This is a genomic window from Micromonospora sp. BQ32 (assembly GCF_059358895.1).
The window spans coordinates 187987-208747 of sequence record NZ_JCADBI010000001.1 but is presented as its reverse complement, the minus strand read 5'-3'; the positions used below and the strand labels follow the sequence as shown (position 1 = coordinate 208747).

Below are 20761 nucleotides of genomic sequence, written 5' to 3'. Positions count from 1 at the left end.
GACGGATCTACCTCAGAACCGACGAACACGGCAGCCGATCGGGGATCCAGCCTGTGCTGAAGTCAGCCCCGAACGCGCCCGTTGACCATCAGCGCCAACGAACTGCTACGGGACCCGGCGACAAGTCGGATTTCCGACTGGAACTTCTCCGCAACGTGCGCCGTAAACAGCGAGCCTGTCAGCTGTTCCAGAACATCAGGTCGCGCGCCTGCCGCGAACAAGCCGTCAGCTCCGGCACGCCCCGCGAAGGGACGACGTAGTCACGCTCGCGGATGAGCGCGAGGAAGTCCGCCGGCACTGCGACGCGGTGACGCCGTACGTAGTAGGCGAGGTCCTTCCGCCAGAGCCAGTCGCCGTCGGTCACGACGGTCGAGCCGTTCATCACTTGGCGGGACGAGTCGAAGGCGTCGTTGGCGACGTCCATCACGTCGATGAGGATGTGTCCCGAGTTCAAGTAGCTGACAACCTGGGTGAGGTCTGGCAGTTCCTCGTCGGCGACGCTGTCGAAAATACTCTCCTGCGGCTCGGCGGAGCGGACCGGCCCGAATTCGCGGAACATCCCCGCCGCCTTCAGCTGATCGCCGCCCATCAACGTCCACCGTTCGGATAGAAGGTCTTCCACTCTCCGCCACCCCGGATCATCGGGGTCTGCCCCACCGGACCATACCGGTCGACACCGACCGCGTCCGTCGGTGCCGTCACGGGCACCCCTAGGGCGTCGGCGACCTGCTGCGCCGCTGGTGGCACGCCGGCTTCGGGGGCGACGGTGCCGGTGTGGCAGGAGACCAGCCGTACCGGGCCACCGTCGTAGTGCGGGTTGGCGCGGATGGCGTCGGCGACCTGCTGTGGGTGGGTGAAGTTGGCGGGGTGGTCGGCACCGTCAGCGCCCACGAGGCCGGGCCGGAACAGTCCAGTGCGTTCGCCGTGTACGACCACATCGTGATGGCCGGGGATCGGTGCCACGGCGTCGAAGTTGCGCATCGTGGCGCTGTCGTAGCCGATGGCGGTGCTGTTCGGGCGGTGGTAGACCGGATCCCCGGCCGGGAGGTTCGCATCCGGCGGTGGCGGCGCCTGCGGGTGTGCCGACGGATCCTCCCAGTCCGACCGACGCCCCATCGAGTCCAGGTCCGGGTCTCCCGAGGCCGCAGGGCGCCCACCGGGTGTGGTGCCGTTCGCCGGGCTGACCGGGTCGGTGCGGGCGGCCCGCCGCAGCAGGCCATTCAGCTCGTCGATCAGGTCGCCCAAGCGTCGGAGCAGCGGGGCCAGCCGACGCAGGCTGCTGATCAGCGCGCTGATCAACCTGCCGATTCGCGCCGCCCACTTGGCCACCAGGCTACTGACCTGGGAGATCACCAGCGGCGTCGCCAAGCCCAACGTCGCGCCGGTCTCGGCCAGCCAGAGCGGCAGCCGGACCGCCAGCACCGAGACGAAGTCCGCGATCAGGTCCCGGACCAACTCGCGGACCAGCGCCACCAGCAGCCCGGCGCCCTCCACCAACGAAGCGATGCCGTCGGCGGCCCGTGCGATGCCCTCCATCGCCCGCACCTGGCCAGACATGTGCGCTTGGTAGGCGCGTGCCGAGGCGCCCGCCCACTCCGAGAGCTGCGACGAGATCGCCGCCTGCAGATCAGCCGCCGCATCGGTGCTCTGCTTCGCGACGTTGCGCCACGTTGACGCGTACGCGTCGATCTGATCCGGGTCGCCGGCCAGCCAGTCCAGTGCGTCCGACAGCGGTTTGACGTGTTCGAGCAACCAGCCGACGCCCCAACTGACCAGCGAGCCGAGCGGGTCGAGCACGGTCGCCAACGCATCCATCGACGTGGCGACACCACCGATGGTCGAGTCGATCCAGCTTCCCGACTCGATGCCCGACACGGTGTCAGCGACGTCCTCGACCAACCCGAGCCCGGTGTACCACTGGGTCGAGTCGTAGCGCTGCACCACCAGCGGGTTGGCCGCCGTGTCGGTCACAGCGGCAGTTCCAACCGGCCGGCGCTGTCGGCAAGTCGTCGTGCGCTTGCCGCGTCGGCGGCTTCGGTCGCGGCAGCAACCGCTCGTAGGTTGGCTGCCGCCTCACGCAGTGCCGTGGCGGACTCTCCCAGCGCCGTCACCGCCCTGTCCGCCACCGGGTCGATCAACCGAGGCAGGAACCCACAGATCTGCCCGTACGCCTCAGCGCCCATCTGCACGTACGCCGCCGCTCCGCGAGCGGCCTCCATGCTGTCGGCGGTGTCGTCGACCGTCGCGGCGTGCCGAATCACCGCCGCCACCGACATCTGCATCTCAGCGTCACCAGCCATTTCTGGCGTCCCGCTCCCACCGATCGGGCTCGTCAGGGGGCCTGGGGAACCGCCTGGCGAAGGAGTCGGTGACCGCCCGCCCGGACTCGGAGTCGGTGCCCACGGTGGCGTGCACCGCAATGCTCACCTGCTCGGTCAACCCGGCCTGTGCACGGGCGATCGTGGCCATGATGATGCTGGCAAGTTCGGCACCGGGTATCCGCTGAACGCGGTCGTCCAACCGAAGGTCCGTCAGCGCCCCCGAGGCGGCGACCGTCACGCGCACCGCACCGTCCGCGCCGGTCGCCGACGCCGCGATGGTCGCGACCCGGTCTGACAGTTCGGCCGCAGCCTGAGCTCGTGCCGACAGCTCGGCCGTCCAGGAATGCATCAGTTCCTGTGCCGCGTCCGGATCTTGGCCCAGCATTCCCAACCTCCCCACTACGCCTCGGCGTCATCGTTCGACCGACGCCGAGCCCACCACTCTGCACCACGATCGCGATGAACGATGCCCCTCAGCCGTCGAGCGCAGCTCGACAGTGATCGATCAGGGTCGTCGACCCGACGACCCGGAATCACGTTCGGTCGCTTCGGTAACCGCCAAGGCACTGCTTCATCGGATGTCGGCGTCTGGCCGCAAGGCCCCACGTGCCAAGCCGTCAGCGGTGAGCTGCACCAGCTCCGCCCCCAGTACCGCCGCCTCCCGCACCGCCGTCTCAAAAGCCTCCAGCCGCCGGAACGCGTCTCCGTGCGCCCGCTGCTCCTGCAACGACAGCCTCCGCACCTGCGCCCGTCGAATGTCGAACCGCATCGTCCCCGAGAGACTCGACGACTGTTTTTCGTTCGCCGACGTCCGCAGTTGCCCGGCCAGGAACCACGGATCCAGCGCCGTCGGGTTGGGCCGCAGCAGGTACAGGTTGCGTCCCAACAGCACCCCCTCGGTGGTGACCACCCGTGCGGTGAGCTGCCGCGCGATCATCGGCACCACCACGTCCCCCCCAGCCAGGGGGATCTCCTGCCCGAACCGGTCGTCGCCCCGACCGGACGCCTCCGCCCCGGCGAGCACGTCCTGGACGGTGAGCACCGGCGGCCCGTCGGGTGCCGGCGTGGAGGTGCCGGCACGGACCGGACCGATCAGTTGGAGAGCCCCGGTCTTCGCCAACTCCCCCACGGTGAGGAAGAGGCCGTCCGGTCCGTCGGGCGCGGGTGTGACCTGCGGGAGTAGCGCCGGCAGCTCGCCGACGATGGCTGCCAGTCGTTCTCTGGTGCGTACCAGATGCTCTCCGGAAGCCTCGCCCATGACGGCGGGTTGCCGGCGTGCGGGGGTGAGGTCGACCTCCTCGTCGAGTAGCTCGATGACCGGGACCGCGCAGGCGAACCCGGCCTCCTCGACGTCGCCGTCGGGGGCGGCGGCGAAGGCCCGCCACGCGGCCAGCACGCGCGGTGCGGTGTCGGTCAGGTCGCCGTTGGCGGCGTCGATCAGCAGCGCCCGTGGTGGTGGCGGTGCGTCGGTCGCGGCGCGGCGCAGCACCCACAGGTGCAGGGGTACGCCGTGTGGCGCCGCCACGCCCGGTGGAAGCGCGATGACGGCGCGCAGGTGACCTCGCCGAAGCAGCTCGCCGCGGATGCGTTTGCCGGCGCGGCGGCTGGCGACAGTGGGTGGCATCAGCAGGACGGCGTGCCCGCCGACCCGCACATGGGCGAGGGCGTGTTGCACCCAGGCCAGCTCGGGTTCGGTGCGGGGTGTGGTGCCGACGATCCAGCGGGGGTCGTGGCCGAGTTCCTCGTCGCCCCAGTTGGTGGCACCGAACGGTGGGTGGCAGACAACGGCGTCGACGGCGCGGCCGGCGAAGGCGTCGGCGCGCAGCGAGTCGCCGCCGCTGACCTCCCCGGGTGCGTCGTGCAGGGCCAGCCACAGGCCGGCGAGCCGGGCCAACTCGTCGTCGAGCTCCTGCCCGTACATCAATGTGCTGCCGGCGCGGACGGCGGCTCGCAGGATGGCGCCGGAGCCGGCGGCCGGGTCGAGGACAGATCCGCCGCCGGCGTTGGCGAGCCCGATCATCAGGTCGGCGAGGTCGTCGGGAGTGGCGAAGGGGCGGCCGGGACCTGGTGCGGAGAACCGCTGCCACAGCTCGTCGAACGCGCCCTGCGGGCCCAACTCGTCGGCGAGGGCGTCGATGTCGGGCAGCAGCGGCGTGAGTTGTGCGTCGATGCTGCCGCTGCGGGAGCCGCGTTGACGGGCTAGCAGCAGGGCGCCGACGGCGGCGAGGCCGGCGGCCGGGGAGTCGCTGGCCGCGGCGAGGTGTCGCCAGAGCCGGTCGGCGGTGGCGAGCTCGGGGAGCTTGCCCTGGGTGCGTAACCACTGCTCCACCTGGATCAGGTCGAACTCGGGGCTTGCCGTCGTTCCGCCCACCGGGGCGGGGAAGTCGGGATGCCGTTTGCGCCAGTTGCTGACCGCAGCGCGACCGACACCGGCGAGCCGGGCGATCTCCGCTGCCGTGATGGTCGGGTTCTCCACGCCGAAAGTCTCGCACGCCTGTCAAGCACGAGATTGTGTGTTGACACTGTTGTCGGACGATGCTCTTATTGACCGCGCAACGCTCACTTCAGGAGGGCAACGATGCGCAAGACCACCACTCTCGCTCTGCTCGCCACCGGCCTCATCGCTCTGGGCTGCGGCTCCGGCGCCGCCGACAAGGCGAGCGACTCCAGCAGCGACAGCAAGGCGAGCAGCTCCAGCGGCGACGAAGGCGGCGCCAAGGCCGAGGAGAAGCCGGCGAAGACCGCCAAGATCGGGCAGCCGGCCCGGGACGGGAAGTTCGAGTTCACCGTCAAGTCGTCCAAGTGCGGCGTCGCCAAGATCGGCAGCGACATGCTCGGCCAGAAGGCGCAGGGCCAGTTCTGCCTGGTCACGGTGAACGTGAAGAACATCAGCAAGGAAGCGCAGATGTTCGACGGCAGCAGCCAGAAGGCGTACGCGGCCGACGGCACCGAGTACTCCGCTGACACCGGCGCGGCGATCTACGCGAACAAGAACGCCGAGACGTTCCTCAACGACATCAACCCCGGCAATCAGGTCAACGGCGTCGTGGTCTTCGACATCCCGAAGAACGTCAAGCTCACCAAGCTCGAGCTGCACGACTCGATGTTCTCCAGCGGCGTCGACGTCACCCTCGGCTGACCTCTCCCCCACCGACCGGGGCGGGCAACCCACGCCCGCCCCGGCTGTTCACAGCCCACCCGTTCACAGAAGGAGCCTCGCCATGACCGACCCGACCACTCCGAAGCCGCCCGACCCGCCCACCGAGCCGCCGCAGCCCTCGATGTCGCCTGGCCCGGCTCCCGAGGCCAACCTGGTCGCCGGTGCCGGCACCGCCACCCGCGAGAAGCGGTCCAACGTGCGGGCCTGGGTGGTCGGCGGCACCGCACTCGCGGTCATCCTCTGCTGCGGCGGCGCTGTCATCGGCACGTTCAACGGTGACGAGTCGAAGCCGACCGCTGGCGCCAGCAGCTCGCCTGCACCAAGCCCCACCAGCGCGTCGCCGACGACGATCGCCCCCACTACTGCGGCCCCGACCAGCGCGGCCCCCACCAGCGCCATCCCGACTCCTACCAAGGCTGCCCCGCCGCCGAGGCCGAAGCCGCCGTCGTACAAGACGTTGACCGAACGGCAGTGGAAGCTGATCGCCAAGGACCCGGACGGCTACCTGGGGAAGACCTACGTCGTCTACGGACGGGTCACCCAGTTCGATGCGGCCACCGGCACCGACAGCTTCCGCGCCGACGTCGCCCACCGTCGGATGGCCGAGGACTACGACTACGAGACCAACACCATCTTGAACGGATCCGCATCGGACCTCGACAACCTCGTCGAGGACGACGTCTTCCGCGCCAACGTGACGGTGCTCGGCTCCTTCAGCTACGACACCCAGATTGGCGGCGAGACCACTGTCGCCCTGCTCCAGGTCGACTCCATCAAGGTCCTCTGAACTCCCCCTCAGACGTCAGGAGGCGTCGTGCGCCCCGATGAGTTCCTCCGCGCCCTGACCCAGCTCCCCCCGCCCCTACACGACCGCGTCCTCATCCTTCGCCCCTTCACCCGCGCCACCCGTTGCGACGACTGCCAGGGGATCGGTGATGCCGTCCACCTCGCCCTGACCGCCGCCCACTACGACGAGCTGACCTCTGCCGCCGAACTGCTCGACGCCGCCGAGCGTCTCGCTGTTGAGCACGCCGAGCATGCGCCGCCACGTCCGGACCAGCAGCGCGGGCGCGGCCGGGTAATCCGCTGGGCGAAGGCGGCCGGTCCGCTGGTGGCCGCGACCGACGCCAGCTGGAAGGGCCGCGCGGGCGGCATCGGGTACGTAGTCAGCGACGGCCACTACGGCCTGCTCGGGCGGGGCACCGGTCGGCTCGACCCGACCGGCAGGTCCAGGATGCTCGTCGACGAACTGCGCGCGGTCGACTATCTGCTCACCGGGTACGACGAGGTGCCAGCGGGCATAACCGTGCTGCTGGACAGTCTGACGGCCGTGCGGTACCTGCGCCGCTGGCAGGCCGGCGAGACCGATGCGATGCCCGCCGGCTACAGCCTGCGGCAGCGCCGCTGGTCAGACAAGCCGACCCTGGTCCGGCTCGCCGACCAGGTGGCCCAATGCCCCGACGTGACGTTCGCGCACGTCAAGGGGCACAGCGGCCACGCCCTCAACGAGGCCGCCGACGGCCTGTCGCACATGGCCCGCCGCCGGCGGGAGGAGTCCTTCGACCTGCGTCCTCGGGCGCACGCCCTGGTCGACGCGTTCCTGCGCGACTGGCACGCGAACGCCACGGTCTGACCGCGACCGCAGTAGCCAGCACTTCCACCGCTCACCCCGGGCGGGCCGACGAGCCGTCGGCCCGCGGACACCACACGCCTGGAGACGACCATGAGCCAGCCCGCACAGACCACCGCGCCCCTGATCGAGCTGATCTTCGACCGACTGGCGACTGACGACGTCCCGACCGAGACCGCCGAGCTCGTCCTCGCCGCCCTCACCGGCGAGGAGGACCTGACCGCCGCGCTCGCTGGCACTCCCACCCGGCTCGACCCCCGCTCCCCCACCGACGACGGTCGGGCGGAACGGATCTGGTTGAAGTCGGTGACCGTCGCCGGGTTCCGTGGCGTCGGCCCGGAACGGACCATCCAGATCGGCCCCGGGCCAGGTTTCACACTGGTCGTCGGCCGCAACGGCTCCGGCAAGTCCAGCTTCGCCGAGGCCGCCGAACTCGCCCTCACCGGGGACAGCGCCCGGTGGGCCGACAAGACCAGCGTCTGGCGTACCGGGTGGCGCAACCTGCACAACCCGGACCCGTGCTGGGTGGGTGTGGAGCTGCGCGTCGACGGGGTGGCCACGCCGACCCGGGTGAACCGCGCCTGGCCGGTCGGGGCCGAACTGGCCGACGCCGAGGTGACCGTCACCAGTGCCCAGGGCCGGCACGCGGACCTCTCCGAGCTGGGTCTGGCCCGCTCGCTGGAGCTGTACCGGCCGTTCCTCACGGCGGCCGAGCTGGGCAAGCTCGCTGCCGGAACGCAGAGTCAGCTATTCGACGCGCTCTTCGCGATCCTCGGTCTGGACGCGCTCACCGACGCCGACCAGCGTCTGCTGCGCGCCGCCCGGCCGCACGAAGCGGCCATCAAGGAGGTACGCGCACAGCGCTCCACCCTGGTCGCCACGCTTGACGGGATCGCCGACGAGCGGGCCTGGCGGACCGCCGTGCTGCTGCGTGGCCGGGGCGCGGTCGACGTCGGCGCGGTGACGGCGATCCTTGACGAGCCGGACGAGGCGACCACCGACCGGGAGGTGCTGCTCTGTCGGGAGCTCGCCGCTCTCGCCCCGCCGACGGTCGACGAGGCGATCCGGCTAGCCGGTCAGCTGCGGGACGCGGCGGCGGAGGCCCGGCGGTACGACGGTGGCCGGTCCCGGGCTGCGCTGCGTAGCGCCGAGCTGCTCCGCCTCGCCCTCGAACATCACGAGGACGAGGGCGACGGGTCGTGCCCGGTCTGCGCCACCGGCACCCTCGACGGTGGTTGGCGTGCCGCCGCCGTACAGTCGCTCAGCAACCTTCGGCAGCGCAGCGTCGCCGCCCAGACGGCGACGACGCGGCTGACGGCTCTGCTGCGGCAGACACACCACCTGATCGATGACCTCGTTGTGCCCGAGGGCCCCGGGTCGGAGCCGACGGTCGGGGCGTTGGGTGACGCCGTTGCGGCGCTGCGGCGCGTACCCGGGGAGCCGGCCGAGCTGGCCGACCACCTGGCCGCGCGGTACCCGGCGGTGGTGGCGGCGGTCGACGCAGCCCGCGCGTACGCCGAGGGGTTTCTGCGGCAGCGCGACACCGGCTGGCGGGCGGCGGCGGCCGAGGTGCGCGAGTGGGTGGCCACCGCCGGCGGACTGCCGGCGCGGGAGGCGACCCTGGCCCGGTTGAAGGCCGCGCGCGCCTGGCTGAAGGACGCCGGTGCGCAGATCCGCAGCGAGCGGGTCGCACCGTTCGCCGGGCACTCGCAGCGAATGTGGGCGCAGCTGCGGCAGGAGAGCAACGTCGAGCTGGGGTCGATGACGTTGGAGGGCGCGAACACCCGGCGGCGGGTGGTCTTCCCGGTCAGCGTGGACGGCGCCGACAACGGCACGGCGCTGGGCGTGATGAGTCAGGGTGAGATGCAGGCGCTCGGGCTGGCGACGTTCCTGCCTCGCAGCTGCGCCCCGGAGAGCCCGTTCCGGTTCATCGTGGTCGACGACCCGGTGCAGAGCATGGATCCGTCGAAGGTGGATGGTCTCGCGCGGGTGCTCGCCGAGCTGGCCGAGCAGCGGCAGGTGGTCGTCTTCACCCACGACACCCGGCTGCCGGACGCGGTCCGCCGACTCGATCTCGGCAAGGCGCGGATCATCGAGGTGACCCGCGCGGAGAAGTCGGTGGTGACGCTGCGGCCCGGCTCCGACCCGGTGACCCGCTACCTGGACGACGCGTACGCGTTGGCGCGCAACGAGGAGATCCCCGCCGAGGTGCGCGGGCCGGTGGTCGCGGAGCTGTGCCGCTCTGCGGTCGAGGCTGCCTGCCACCGCTCGGTCTGGCGGACCCGGGTGGCACGGGGCGTTCGGCACGCCGACATCGAGGAGGCGATCGAGGACGCGTCCCGACGGGTCGCCACCACCGTCGCGTTGGCGGTGTTCGACGACGCCGAGAAGGGTGGTGACGTACTCGGCTGGCTGGGCCGCCGGCATGGACGACGTGCGGTGAACGCGTACCAGGCATGCCGGGAGGGTGTGCACGGTGCGTACTTGGCGGATCTGCCCGGCCTGGTCGCGGACGCCCGCCTCCTCGCGGCGGTGCTGTCGTGACCGCGCCGACGCCACAGCGCTGCCTGGCGGCGGCCGATCAGCTGCTGCGCGGGGCCAGGCTACTTGGCACCACTGCCGTGACCGCGGGCTGGTGGCCACGGGCCTGCGCCTGTCTGATCCGGCTCGCCCTCGAAGGCGGCGTCGACGCCTACTGGCGGCGGGTGAAGCCGGCCGTGGCGGCGTGCCGGCAGGGCCGCGCGAAGCAGCTGATGCTGCGCGGCCGGCTCGGGCCGGGCCGCGAAACCGCCCGTCGGGTGGCGTTCGCCTGGGTGACGCTCTCCGCGGCCACGCACCACCACTGCTACGAGCTGGCCCCCACGGCTGCGGAGCTGCGTCGCCTGCACACGGAGGTGAGCACCCTGCTGGAACGGCTTCAGCCGACCGCCAGCAGCACGAGCTGACCCCAGCCCTTGTCCGTCGGTCGCGCTCGATCTGTTCAGCCTACTCGCCTGTGGACACTGCGCGGGATGAGATGCCGCTCCGGTTGAGCCGGGGTGACCTGTTTGACACGTACTGTGATGCTCCCGCTGTCGATCATGAAGGATGTGGAATGGCGCCCGAGGCCGAGGGATCCGAGAACGAACTCTCCCTACCCGTTGACGACGATGCCCTCGACGAACCGATTCCGGAAACAGCCGTACGTGGGCAGCGAGTCCTCGACCTCCTGGACAGGGCAATCGACGTTCAGAGCGTACTGGTGCGCAAGAACATCGCCCGGGCCCGCCAGCGGAACCCGGAGGCGACACCAGCAGAGGTAATCCGCAATCTGGAGCGGATGTACGTCAGCGCCCTGGCCGGGACGGGTGCTGCGGTTGGCGGAGCCGCGGCGGCGCCCGGCGTCGGCACGGGTATCGCACTGGCACTGTCGGCCGGCGAGGTTCTCTCATCTCTTGAGCTGAGTGCCCTCTTCGCGCTCTCGATCGCCGAAGTCCACGGAGTTCCCATCGACGAGATTGAGCGCCGCCGAACGATCGTGATGGGAATCATGCTCGGCGGGTCCGGCTCCGCCACCATCACCAAGGTCGCCGAGCGCACGGGGCAGCACTGGGGACGTCAGGTTGTCGCGAAGGTGCCTGCGGAGACGCTGCGTCAGATCAACAAGATCTTGGGTCGGCACTTCGTCACGAAGTACGGGACCAAGCAGGGAATCATCGTTCTCGGTCGCGCGGCACCGTTCGGTATCGGCGCGGTGATCGGTGGCGGCGCCAACGCTGCCCTCGCCGCTCTGGCTGTGCGGGCCAGTCGTCGCGCATTTGGCCCACCCCCGACGTCCTGGCCGTGACTGCCACCTCGTCAAGGGACATCTGGGCGAGCAGGTCAGGCCGACAGGTCCGGTGGCTTATGGTGAGAAACCGGGCGGGTCGCCGATGCCCGGTGGGCGGGTGTCCGGTCCGGGCCGTGGGATTCACGCTGTTCAGCCGGAGGGTGGACCGATGACCGAGAACGCCCGCGGCGTCGACGACTGCTGAGATGGACTGGGCCGGATGGGCGTTGTTCGGGTTGGTCGCCACCGCGGCGCTCACCGCATCGATGATCACCGCTCAACTGGCCGGCCTCACCCGGCTCGACCTTCCCCTGGTGCTCGGGACCTTCGTCACCGAGGATCCCGACCGGGCGCGGGTCGTCGGGTTCTTCCTCCACCTCTGCGCCGGTCAGGGTTTCGCCCTCGGTTACGCGGCCACGTTCGCGCTGTTGCACCGCGCCAACTGGTGGATCGGGGCGCTGTTCGGGATCCTGCACGTCGGGATCGCGTTGACGGTGATTCTTCCGCTGCTTCCTGGTGTCCACCCGCGCATGGCCTCGCAACGGGCGGGACCGGCCAGCACGGCGGTGTTGGAGCCGCCCGGGCTGTTCGCCCTCAACTACGGCATCCAGACCCCCCTGGTCACAGCTGTCGTCCACGTCATCTACGGGGCCTGTCTCGGGCTGCTCCTTCAAGCCCGGTGACCCGCGTCCGGCTGTTGTCCCCGCCTGACGCACGCTGTTCGCCAGCGCGGCTCGTCAAGGAGCGATCTCCATGACTGATGGGCCACCAATCAGCGACTACGGTCTGCTGGGCGACACTCGCACCGCCGCCCTGGTCGCGAGTGACGGCGCGATGGACTGGCTCTGCGTACCACGTTTCGACGGCGATCCCCTGTTTGGTCGACTGGCCGGGGGCACGGAAGCCGGAACGTTCCGGGTCGGCCCGGCCCGGCCGGCCACGGTCGTCGAACGACGGTACCGGCAGCACACCGCCACCCTGGAGACCACCTGGTTGGTGGGCAGCGGCCGGCTCCGCCTCACGGAGGCGATGGTGGCCGAGGTCAGCGGTCGCCTGCTGCCCACAACCCTGATCGTGCGACGACTGTCGACCGAGCAGGCAGCGGTCGACGCGGTGGTGGAGTTCGATCCCCGCCTTGGCGCACGGCACCGCCGGCCGCGAACCCACCACCGGCGCCAGGCCCTCGTGTGTGAGTGGGGCGCGCTTGCGGTCGCGCTTCACAGCACGCCCACGTTCAGGATCGAACCGGGTCGGCCCACCTCGATCACCGTCAGGCCGGGCCGTCCGGTCACCCTCGTACTGGCCGTGGCCCACCGCGAACCGGTGATCCACGTCGAGCCGACGGCCGCCTGGGAACTGCTCATCGAGGACGAGGCTCGATGGCGGGCCTGGACCGCAGAAATCGACGACGGGCTACCTTTCCGCGAACACGTCGTCCGAAGCCTGCTCACCTTACGGCTGCTGACCTACTCGCCCACGGGAGCGCCGGTGGCCGCACCCACCACGTCTTTGCCCGAGGATCCCGGTGGGGGACGAAACTGGGACTACCGCTATGTCTGGCCCCGGGACGCCAGCATCGGCGTCAGCGCCTTCCTCAGCGTCGGCAAGACCGACGAGGCCCGCCATTTCCTCGCGTGGCTGTTGCACGCCAGCCGGTTGCAGCGGCCACGCCTGCCGGCGCTGCTCACCCTCCATGGCAGGCACGTACCAGCGGAACGAGAACTATCCGGTTGGCCCGGCTACCTCGACAGCCGTCCGGTACGGGTGGGCAACGGTGCCGCCGGTCAACACCAGCTCGACGGCTACGGCTGGGTGATTGACGCCGCCTGCACGTTCGCTCAGGCCGGGCACCGCCTCTACTCCGAGACGTGGCGGGCAGTGCGCGGTTTCGCCGACGTGGTCGCCGGTTGTTGGCAGGAGCCCGATGCCGGCATATGGGAGGTACGGGAGCCCGACCAACACGTCCATTCCCAGCTCATGGGCTGGCTCGCCCTGGACCGCGCCCTGGCCATCGCCGACACGCATCCCCTGCGGGACCGTCAACGTCGACGCTGGCAGAAATCGCGAGATGCCATCGCCGCCGAGGTCCGGACGCACGGCTTCGACCCGACAGCGGTCAGCTACGTCCGCAGCTACGGCTCCCAGGATCTCGACGCGGCCCTGCTCGTCCTACCGTTGCTCGACATGGACCGGGCCGAGTCACCCCGGGTGCGGGGCACCATCGACGCCATCCGGCACAGGCTGTCCGCCGGCGGTCCACTGCTCTACCGCTACCCGCCCGGACGTGACGGCCTCCCCGGCACCGAGGGCGCGTTCCTGCCCTGCTCATTCTGGCTCGTTCAGGGCCTTGCCCGCACCGGGCGCCGCCGCGAAGCCGTCGAGCTGTTCCGGGCCATGGTCGACCACGCCAGCCCACTTGGCCTCTACGCCGAAGAGTTGAACCCCGCGACGGGTGCCCACCTCGGCAACTACCCACAGACGCTGACCCATGCCGCGCTCGTCCAAGCCGCACTCGCCATCCGAGACGCCCCCACGTGCGGGTAGGGTCCCAATCATGACGATTCCGCACCTGACGGCAGCCGACGGGACCACCCTGCCGGCGATCGGGCTCGGCACGTACCGGCTGAACGGCTCGGCGGGTGTCGACGCGATCGGTCAGGCGATCCGGGCGGGCTATCGGTTGATCGACTCGGCGGTGAACTACGAGAACGAGGGCGCGGTGGGTCGGGCCGCCCGTTCGGCCGGTGACGTGCGGGACGAGCTGGTCGTCACCTCGAAGCTGCCGGGGCGGCACCACCGCTACGACGAGGCGCTGACCACCATCGAGGAGAGTGTGTTCCGCACCGGCCTCGACCGGGTCGACCTGTACCTGATCCACTGGCCGAACCCGAAGGTCGACCTGTACGTGCAGGCGTGGCGGGCGCTGATCGAGGCGCGTGAGCGTGGGCTGGTTCGGCACATCGGGCTCTCCAACTTCCTGCCCGAGCACATCGAACGGCTGGTGGCCGAGACCGGGGTCGCCCCGGTGGTCAACCAGATCGAGGTGCACCCGTACTTTCCGCAGCAGGAGGCGCTCGACTATCACCGGGAGCACGGCATACTGGTGCAGGGTTGGAGCCCGCTCGGCCATGGCAACGACCTGCAGGAGCACCCCGTCGTCGTGGAGATCGCGACCGCGCACGGCGTCAGCCCGGCGCAGACGATCCTCGCCTGGCACGTGGCCCGTCAGGTGATTCCGCTGCCCAAGGCCGCCTCCCCGCAGCGGCAGGCCGAGAACCTCGACGTCTTCGACATCAAGCTCACCGACGCGCAGGTCGAGGCCATCACCGCGCTGGGCCGCCCGGACGGGCGGCTCGCGGACCAGGACCCGGCGGTGTACGAGGAGTTCTGACGAACCCCTCGCTGACGGTCAGCGGTGGGGAGAGAAGTCCGCACCCTGGACGTACTCCATTGCCCTGGTGAACTCGGGGTCGGTGAGCCGTCGGCCCATCTCCTCCTCGGTGGGCTCCGTCACGCGCTGGTGGATCCACCACAGGTTGCCGAGCGGGTCGCGGAAACGGCTGACCCGGTCGCCCCAGAAGAGCTCGGTCGGCTCGGTGACGACGCTCGCGCCGCGTTCGACGGCCCGGCGGAGCACCTCGGCGTCGTCGGCGACGTAGAGACGCAGAAAGGCGGGCGTGGCCGGCCACTGGGGCTTGTCGAACATCATCACGACCGAGTCCCCGATACGTACCTCGGCGTGGCCGATCACCCCGTCCACCTCCATGCGGCCCAGTTCGGTGGCGTCGAAGACGCTGACGATGAAGTCGATCAGTGCGCCCGTCCTCCCCGGCGAAATGATCCAGGGGGTCACGGTGTGGTAGCCGTCGGGCACAACCTTCATCGGTCCGTCTCCTCGTTCTGGTGCGGCGTCCGCGCACCCAGAGGGACAACGGTAGGCCCGATCTAGGCTGGTAACTGTCCTAGATCAAGACCCATCATGGGAGCATGCGCGACACGCCGGCCCGCCTGTTACGACTGCTCTCTCTCCTTCAGACGCCCCGCGAATGGCCCGGCAGCGAACTCGCCGAGCGTCTCGCGGTGACCCCGCGGACCGTGCGCCGCGACATCGACCGACTGCGGGAACTCGGCTATCCGGTCCAGGCCAGCCTGGGCACGTTGGGCGGCTACCGGCTGGTCGCGGGTAAGGCGATGCCACCGCTGCTGCTTGATGACGAGGAGGCGGTGGCCATCGCGGTCGGCCTGCACACCGCGGCCCGGCAACCGGTCGCCGGCATCGCCGAGGCGTCGGTGCGGGCGCTCGCCAAACTGCAGCAGGTGCTGCCACCGCGGCTGCGTCACCACGTCGGCACCCTCACCGCAGCCACCGTGTCGTCGACCGCGGCGGCGGTGTCGCTGGTCGATCCGGCGCAGCTCATCGTCCTCGCGGCGGCAGCCTCGACACACGAGCGGGTCCGCTTCGACTACCGCGACGGCGACGGCGGCATCAGTCAGCGCCTCGTCGAACCGCACCGGCTCGTCGTGGTGGGCCGCCGATGGTACGTCGTCTCCTACGACAACGAGCGCGAGGACTGGCGCACGTTCCGCGTCGACCGCATCGAACACGCCACCACAACCGGGGTACGGGTGCCGCCCCGCGAGCTACCGACCGACGACGCGTCCGCGTTCGTGACCAACCAGTTGCACAGCCTGGCACCTGTGTTCCGGGCGGTGGCGACGCTCGCGTTGCCGGCCCGGCAGGCGGCTGCCCGGCTGGGCGACCACGCCGGAGAGCTGGTGCCGATCGACGACGCGTCGTGCCGGTGGCACAGCCCCGAAGACACCGTCGACTGGCTCGCCTTCCGGCTCACGCTGCTCGGGTGCGACTTCACCGTCCACGAGCCAGCGGAGCTGATCGACCACCTGCGGCGGCTCGGCGACCGCATCACCCGCGCCGTGGCTGCGCCGGGAACGGACCGTCCGGGCGGGCGGACGACGTGATGAGCGTTATGACTCTGGGGTATAGATATACCGCTGAGTCATAACGCTCACCACCATGTCCGCCGCTGACCAGCGAGCGGCGCGAGCGTCACCGCCGTTCCGGGCCGCCCTAAACGAGCCCGCCGAGGGCCGGGTCGCTGATGCTGTCCTTGCCGTTCTCAACATGACCCGCGCAGCGGTACGCGAAGTCGGCGTCACCCACGACGGAAACCGTCAGGTCGTACCAGCCGTGGGTGCGGGCGAGCGAGTCGCCGCCGAGGCGCCCGTCGGCGTGCAGGGTGTACGGGATCGGCCGCGCCGGGCGTACCCCGTGCTCCTGCTTCCGGCTCTGGGCCTGGAAGAGCAGCCGGTCACGCCGCCGGGGCGTCGACCCGGGTGAGCCGTCGATGCCCGGTGGGGCTCATGCCGTGTACGCGTTTGAAGGCCGCGCTGAAGCCGAACGCGTCGGCGTATCCGAGGTGACGCGCCACGGCGGCGACGGTCGCCGTCGATTCGGCCAGCATGTCGGCGGCCACTGTCATGCGCCAGTCGGTCAGGTAGGTGAGCGGCGGTTCGCCCACCAGCGCGGTGAACCGTTTGGCCAGTGTGGACCGGGAGACGCCGGCCTGCGCGGCCAGGCTGGCCAGGGTCCACGGCCGGCCCGGCGCGTCGTGCATGGCGCGCAGCACCGGTCCGACCGTGTCGTCGCCCAACGCGCGGTACCAGCCGGGGGCCTCGGCCTCCGGCTGGTCGAACCAGTCCCGCACTGTGCACACCAGCAACCAGTCCAGCAGGCGGTCCAGCACCACCTGCCGCCCGGGCCGACCGGCGTCGAGTTGGGCGTCCAGGTAGTCGCGCAGCGCGGCGCAGTCCTGGTCGTCCGGCACGACGAGCACCGGCGGCAGCGCACCCAGCAGCCGCTGCGGCACCCGATTCCGGACGTGGTACACCCCGACCAGCAGCACGAGGCGGTCGCTGTGATCCGCGCCCGCCCGGTCGACCACCCCGGTCTGGCCGCGTCGGACGTCCCGCAGTTCGCCGGGCGCGAAGCTCGACCGGGGCTCGGCGGAGAAGACGAAGGGTGCCGGTCCGCGCACGGTGGCCGCCTCGCCGACCCGGACCAGGCGAGGCTTGTCGCTCTCCGGGTGGGAGATCCAGCCTTCGCCTCGCATCGGGACGCAGAGCGTCAGCGGGGCGCCGTCGGTGAAGCGCAGCGCCCACGGCGGCGTCAGCACCGACCGGCCGAAGGCCGCGCCGTCGGCGTGCACGCCCCGCAGCAGATTGTCGAACGGGTCCATGCTCCGACGATAGATCGCCGAGGATGGACCGCGGACGATCGGACATGCCTGGCGTACGGCAGGACATGTTCCGCCCGCGGCCGGGCGAGTTGACTCGGGCTCATGACGACGGACGCACCTTCGACACTCGTGATGGCCGGGACCGGCAAGACCGGTCGCCGACTGGTTCAGACGCTGCGGGCGGCGGGTCAGCAGGTCCGGGCCGCCTCTCGCTCCGGTGAGGTGCGGTTCGACTGGTCGCGGCGGGACACCTGGCGGCCGGCCCTGGCGGGCGCCTCGGCGGTCTATCTGCTAGCACCGGAGGACCCCGCGCTGGCCACCGACTTCGTGGCGCAGGCGGTCGACTCGGGTGTCGGCCGGATCGTGGCGCTGTCTGGGCGCGGGATCGATCAGGTCGGTGACTTCTCTCCCGGCATGGTCGCCGCCGAGGAGGCGGTGCGGAAGTCCGGCATCGAGTGGACGATCATCCGGCCGAACAACTTCTGTCAGAACTTCAGCGAGGACCTGTTTCGCCAACCCTTGCTCGACGGTCGGCTGGCCCTGCCGATGGGCGCCACCCCGGAGCCGTTCGTCGACGCCCAGGACGTTGCCGACGTGGCCGCGACGCTGTTGACGTCGCCCGGTCACCACGAACAGGTGTACGACCTGTCCGGTCCTCGTGCGCTCACCTTCGACGCGGCGGTGGCGACGGTCGCCCGGGTGACCGGCCGTTCGATCCGCTACGTGGAGCTCACCCCTGAGCAGTACCACGCCGAACTGCTCGCCGAGGGTTATCCGGTGGAGGCGGCCACGGCGCTGAACACCCTGTTCGCCGGGATGCGGGCGGGCCATCTGGCCGAGCCGACCGACGGGGTGCGTCGGGTTCTCGGGCGGGACCCGCTCGACTTCGACAGCTACGCCGCCCGGGCCGCGGCGGCCGGCGCGTGGTCGTAGTCCGTCCGGCAGGGCGGGAGAAGACGCGGTATGAGAGCGGCGTAACAGGTGATCTGCCCGCATAGCGCGAGTACCCCGACGTACCGTGAGATCGTGCCGACGAGAGAGATACTCACCAAGGCTGACCTCGCCGAACTTCGCCGTTCGGCGCTCGGGACGGCCAATCCGCTCGGTGTCGCCGCCGACGTCGCGGAGGCGGCCGAGCAGGGCCGGTTGGAGGACCCGGATGACGCCGGGGACGCGCTGACGCTGGCCGCCGAGATCGCGGAGATCCGGGCCAGGCCCGAGGCAGCGCTGCGGTACGCGGAGCAAGCCCTGGCGGCGTACCCGTCCGGAGACGACCCTCGGGCCGGGTTCGCCCATGCGCTGCGGGCCCGCGCGCTGTTCCGGGCCGGTGGACGCGACGACGAGGCGATGGCGGAGTTGACCGCGTTGCGTCCGTTGCTGCTCGTGCAGCCCGACGCCCCCGCCTACGTCAGTGCCGCGCTGGACGCCGGTGGGCGTTCGGCCATCGCCGAGACGTGGCTGAGCGAGGCGGTCGACACAGTGCTCAGCGAACGCGCGGCCGGGGCGTCCGGGCCGGCCAGCACCGCGATCGACCCGGTGGTCGATCTCGGTCCGCCGGACGCGCCCGGTGTCGCCTTCTTCCTGTTGCAACAACGCCATCGGGTACGCCGGAATCTGAACCTGCCGCACGACCGGCAGGACGACCTGGCGGACCGGTTGGAGACCCAGCTCGTGCGTCGGGCCGGGGAGCGTCGGGACGCCGAGTCGGATCTGCTCTTCTGGCCGCGGGCCGAGTTCGATCGCCTGCTCGCCGAGCATCCCGCCCTCGCGGAGGTGTACGGGCCGGACTGGGACGCGCACCGGGGCCGGCTGGAGACGGAGCTGGTTCGGCTGCGGGGTGCCGGTCAGACCGGGTTGGGCGTGTTCGGCGCGACCGTGGCCGGGTTGACCGCGTTCGCCGGTCGGCGGGGTGGCGATCCGGCCGACGCGGCGGTCCGGGCCGGCTACGCGGCCGAGGTGTCGGCGCGGCCCAGCGCGCGGATCGCCTGGCCACCGGAGCGCAACGACGCCTGCTGGTGCGGTTCGGGCCTGAAGTACAAGAAGGACTGTCTGCCGCGTTCCCGGAGCTGACCGCCAGAGCTATAGCGGTAGGGCGGCCGACCTGGCCCGGAGTAGCGTCCCTAACGGCTTTGACGTCAATAGCCGTTAGGAGAGACTTCGTGCTGGTCATCGCGCATCTCAGTGACACCCACCTCGACAGCCATCCCCGGTCGGCCGAGCGGACCGCCCGGGTCATGGACTACCTGCACGGTCTGCCACGGCAGGTCGACGCGATCCTGATCACCGGGGACATCGCCGACCACGGCGAGGTGGCCGAGTACGAGGCCGCCGCGAAGCTCTTCGATTCCCCGCTGCCGGTGATGGTCTGTCCCGGCAACCACGATGTGCGCGCCGCGTACCGCAAGGGTCTGCTCGGTGACGACGGCGGTGCCACCGGCCCGATCAACGCCCGCCACGACGTGGCCGGGGCGGTCTTCCTCCTCGCCGACTCCTCCGTGCCCGGTGCGGACGACGGTCACCTGGACGAGGAGACGATGGCCTGGCTCGCCGACGAGTTGGGTTCGGTGCCGGCCGAGACGCCGACGTTCATCGCCCTGCATCACCCGCCGGTGGTACTGCACCACCCGGTCATCGACCCGATGCGGCTACTGCCGGCCGACCCCCTGGCCGCGCTCGTGGCCGCCCACCCGCAGGTCGTCGCCGTGCTGACCGGGCATTTTCACACCGCCGCCGCGAGCACCTTCGCGGGCCGTCCACTGCGGATCGCCCCGGGTGTGGTCTCCACCCTGCGGATGCCCTGGGAGGGCGAGGGCCCGTTGGCCACCCAGACCCAGCCGCCTGGTGTCGCGTTCCACGTGTACGACGACGCCGGACTCCTCACCACCCACTACCGGGTGGTGGTCTGAGCATGCACGGGGTCGCGGTGCTCGGTTTCCTGGTCGCCGTGGCGCCGATCACCGCCACGCCGGGCGCGAGCCTGACCCTGGTCGTCTCGCGGGTCGCCACCGGCGGGCGGCGGCAGGGCTGGTGGGTGATTCTGGGTACGGTGACCGGGCTCTACGTGCATGCCACGCTGGCCGCTGTCGGCCTGGCCGCGCTGGTGCTCCGCTCGTCGCAGGCATTCTGGGCGGTCAAGCTGGTCGGGGCCGGTTACCTGGTCGGGCTCGGGCTCTGGCTGCTCTGGTCCGCGTCCCGCCGTCGCACGGAGGCGGGACGGCGACCGACTGTCCGCACCCGGAGGCTGCCCTGGCGGGTGGACCACCCGTACCTGCAGGGGTTGCTCGGCAACGTGCTGAACCCCAAGGCCGCCGCCATCTACCTCACCCTGGCACCGCAGTTCCTCGAACCGGGCCGACCGGTGCTGGTGCCGATGCTGCTTCTCGCCACGGCACACGCCGCGCTGCACACCTGCTGGCTCGCCGGTTGGACCGTCGTCTCTGGTGCCGCCGCCCGGCTGCTCCGCACCGCATCGGTGCGACGAATGCTCGATCGGCTGACCGGTGTGATCCTGCTCGGCCTCGGCATTCGTGCGGCGGCGACCTGAGTGGGATGTGCCGGGCGCGCCGCCGACTCTAGGACGGAGCA

General features: G+C 70.8%; 22 protein-coding genes. 14 read left to right on the top strand and 8 right to left on the bottom strand.

What is annotated here, in order from left to right; genetic code table 11:
• Nucleotides 1-178: 178 nt before the first annotated feature.
• From AC5L30_RS00885 to AC5L30_RS00865, 5 genes are all read right to left on the bottom strand, one after another.
• A complete protein-coding gene (locus tag AC5L30_RS00885) occupies nt 179-589 on the bottom strand; it encodes a hypothetical protein (protein ID WP_494864502.1) in 411 nt (136 codons plus the stop codon).
• A complete protein-coding gene (locus AC5L30_RS00880; RefSeq protein WP_494864501.1) occupies nt 589-1971 on the bottom strand; it encodes a WXG100 family type VII secretion target in 1383 nt (460 codons plus the stop codon). Before AC5L30_RS00880 ends, AC5L30_RS00885 begins: the two co-directional genes overlap by 1 nt.
• On the bottom strand, nt 1968-2300 hold the full coding sequence (locus AC5L30_RS00875; protein WP_494864499.1) for a hypothetical protein: 333 nt from the start codon (nt 2298-2300) through the stop codon (nt 1968-1970). The genes AC5L30_RS00880 and AC5L30_RS00875 overlap by 4 nt, the downstream gene beginning before the upstream one ends.
• Nucleotides 2290-2706: a YbaB/EbfC family nucleoid-associated protein gene (locus AC5L30_RS00870; RefSeq protein ID WP_494864497.1), complete on the bottom strand. Its 417-nt coding sequence runs from the start codon at nt 2704-2706 to the stop codon at nt 2290-2292. The genes AC5L30_RS00875 and AC5L30_RS00870 overlap by 11 nt, the downstream gene beginning before the upstream one ends.
• 186 nt (nt 2707-2892) lie before the next feature.
• Entirely contained in the window at nt 2893-4797 is a 1905-nt protein-coding gene (locus tag AC5L30_RS00865; RefSeq protein ID WP_494864496.1) for an N-6 DNA methylase, read from the bottom strand.
• 102 nt (nt 4798-4899) lie between these two features.
• Between AC5L30_RS00865 and AC5L30_RS00860 the strand changes: the two genes are divergently transcribed.
• The 9 genes from AC5L30_RS00860 to AC5L30_RS00820 all read left to right on the top strand — a co-directional run bounded on the left by AC5L30_RS00860 (nt 4900) and on the right by AC5L30_RS00820 (nt 14310).
• On the top strand, nt 4900-5460 hold the full coding sequence (locus AC5L30_RS00860; RefSeq protein ID WP_494864495.1) for a DUF4352 domain-containing protein: 561 nt from the start codon (nt 4900-4902) through the stop codon (nt 5458-5460).
• Between the two features lie 82 nt (nt 5461-5542).
• Nucleotides 5543-6268, top strand: coding sequence for a hypothetical protein (locus AC5L30_RS00855; protein WP_494864493.1), 726 nt, complete (start codon nt 5543-5545; stop codon nt 6266-6268).
• A gap of 27 nt (nt 6269-6295) precedes the next feature.
• Complete coding sequence (locus AC5L30_RS00850) at nt 6296-7114, top strand: ribonuclease HI (protein WP_494864492.1); 819 nt, start codon at nt 6296-6298, stop codon at nt 7112-7114.
• A 90-nt stretch (nt 7115-7204) separates the two neighbouring features.
• Nucleotides 7205-9655 carry an AAA family ATPase gene (locus AC5L30_RS00845; RefSeq protein WP_494864491.1) on the top strand — a complete coding sequence of 817 codons (2451 nt, stop codon included), beginning with the start codon at nt 7205-7207 and terminating at the stop codon, nt 9653-9655.
• The gene (locus AC5L30_RS00840) at nt 9652-10056 is read left to right on the top strand and encodes a hypothetical protein (RefSeq protein ID WP_494864489.1); all 405 of its coding nucleotides are present in this window, start codon (nt 9652-9654) and stop codon (nt 10054-10056) included. The genes AC5L30_RS00845 and AC5L30_RS00840 overlap by 4 nt, the downstream gene beginning before the upstream one ends.
• A 149-nt stretch (nt 10057-10205) precedes the next feature.
• Nucleotides 10206-10937: a hypothetical protein gene (locus tag AC5L30_RS00835; protein WP_494864487.1), complete on the top strand. Its 732-nt coding sequence runs from the start codon at nt 10206-10208 to the stop codon at nt 10935-10937.
• 188 nt (nt 10938-11125) lie between these two features.
• Complete coding sequence (locus AC5L30_RS00830; protein ID WP_494864485.1) at nt 11126-11602, top strand: hypothetical protein; 477 nt, start codon at nt 11126-11128, stop codon at nt 11600-11602.
• Nucleotides 11603-11672: 70 nt separating this feature from the next.
• Nucleotides 11673-13463, top strand: a complete 1791-nt coding sequence (locus tag AC5L30_RS00825) for a glycoside hydrolase family 15 protein (protein ID WP_494864484.1) — start codon at nt 11673-11675, stop codon at nt 13461-13463.
• Nucleotides 13464-13473: 10 nt separating this feature from the next.
• Complete coding sequence (locus AC5L30_RS00820) at nt 13474-14310, top strand: aldo/keto reductase (protein ID WP_494864482.1); 837 nt, start codon at nt 13474-13476, stop codon at nt 14308-14310.
• Between the two features lie 18 nt (nt 14311-14328).
• Here AC5L30_RS00820 and AC5L30_RS00815 read toward each other — a convergent pair whose 3' ends face one another.
• Nucleotides 14329-14802, bottom strand: coding sequence for a VOC family protein (locus tag AC5L30_RS00815; RefSeq protein WP_494864481.1), 474 nt, complete (start codon nt 14800-14802; stop codon nt 14329-14331).
• A 104-nt stretch (nt 14803-14906) separates the two neighbouring features.
• On the opposite strand from AC5L30_RS00815, the gene AC5L30_RS00810 reads away from it, so the two are divergent.
• Nucleotides 14907-15899, top strand: coding sequence for a helix-turn-helix transcriptional regulator (locus tag AC5L30_RS00810; RefSeq protein WP_494864480.1), 993 nt, complete (start codon nt 14907-14909; stop codon nt 15897-15899).
• A 109-nt stretch (nt 15900-16008) separates the two neighbouring features.
• Here AC5L30_RS00810 and AC5L30_RS00805 read toward each other — a convergent pair whose 3' ends face one another.
• Nucleotides 16009-16245, bottom strand: a complete 237-nt coding sequence (locus AC5L30_RS00805) for a phospholipase domain-containing protein (protein ID WP_494865301.1) — start codon at nt 16243-16245, stop codon at nt 16009-16011.
• A gap of 4 nt (nt 16246-16249) precedes the next feature.
• Nucleotides 16250-17176, bottom strand: a complete 927-nt coding sequence (locus AC5L30_RS00800; RefSeq protein WP_494864479.1) for an AraC family transcriptional regulator — start codon at nt 17174-17176, stop codon at nt 16250-16252.
• 102 nt (nt 17177-17278) lie between these two features.
• On the opposite strand from AC5L30_RS00800, the gene AC5L30_RS00795 reads away from it, so the two are divergent.
• The 4 genes from AC5L30_RS00795 (at nt 17279) to AC5L30_RS00780 (ending at nt 20720) form a co-directional block, all read left to right on the top strand.
• Nucleotides 17279-18109 carry an NAD(P)H-binding protein gene (locus AC5L30_RS00795; protein ID WP_494864477.1) on the top strand — a complete coding sequence of 277 codons (831 nt, stop codon included), beginning with the start codon at nt 17279-17281 and terminating at the stop codon, nt 18107-18109.
• A gap of 93 nt (nt 18110-18202) precedes the next feature.
• Complete coding sequence (locus AC5L30_RS00790; protein WP_494864476.1) at nt 18203-19246, top strand: SEC-C metal-binding domain-containing protein; 1044 nt, start codon at nt 18203-18205, stop codon at nt 19244-19246.
• A gap of 89 nt (nt 19247-19335) precedes the next feature.
• Complete coding sequence (locus tag AC5L30_RS00785; RefSeq protein WP_494864474.1) at nt 19336-20082, top strand: metallophosphoesterase; 747 nt, start codon at nt 19336-19338, stop codon at nt 20080-20082.
• A gap of 2 nt (nt 20083-20084) precedes the next feature.
• Nucleotides 20085-20720 (top strand): LysE family translocator, encoded by a 636-nt coding sequence (locus tag AC5L30_RS00780; RefSeq protein WP_494864472.1) that lies wholly within the window; start codon nt 20085-20087, stop codon nt 20718-20720.
• Nucleotides 20721-20761 lie beyond the last annotated feature (41 nt).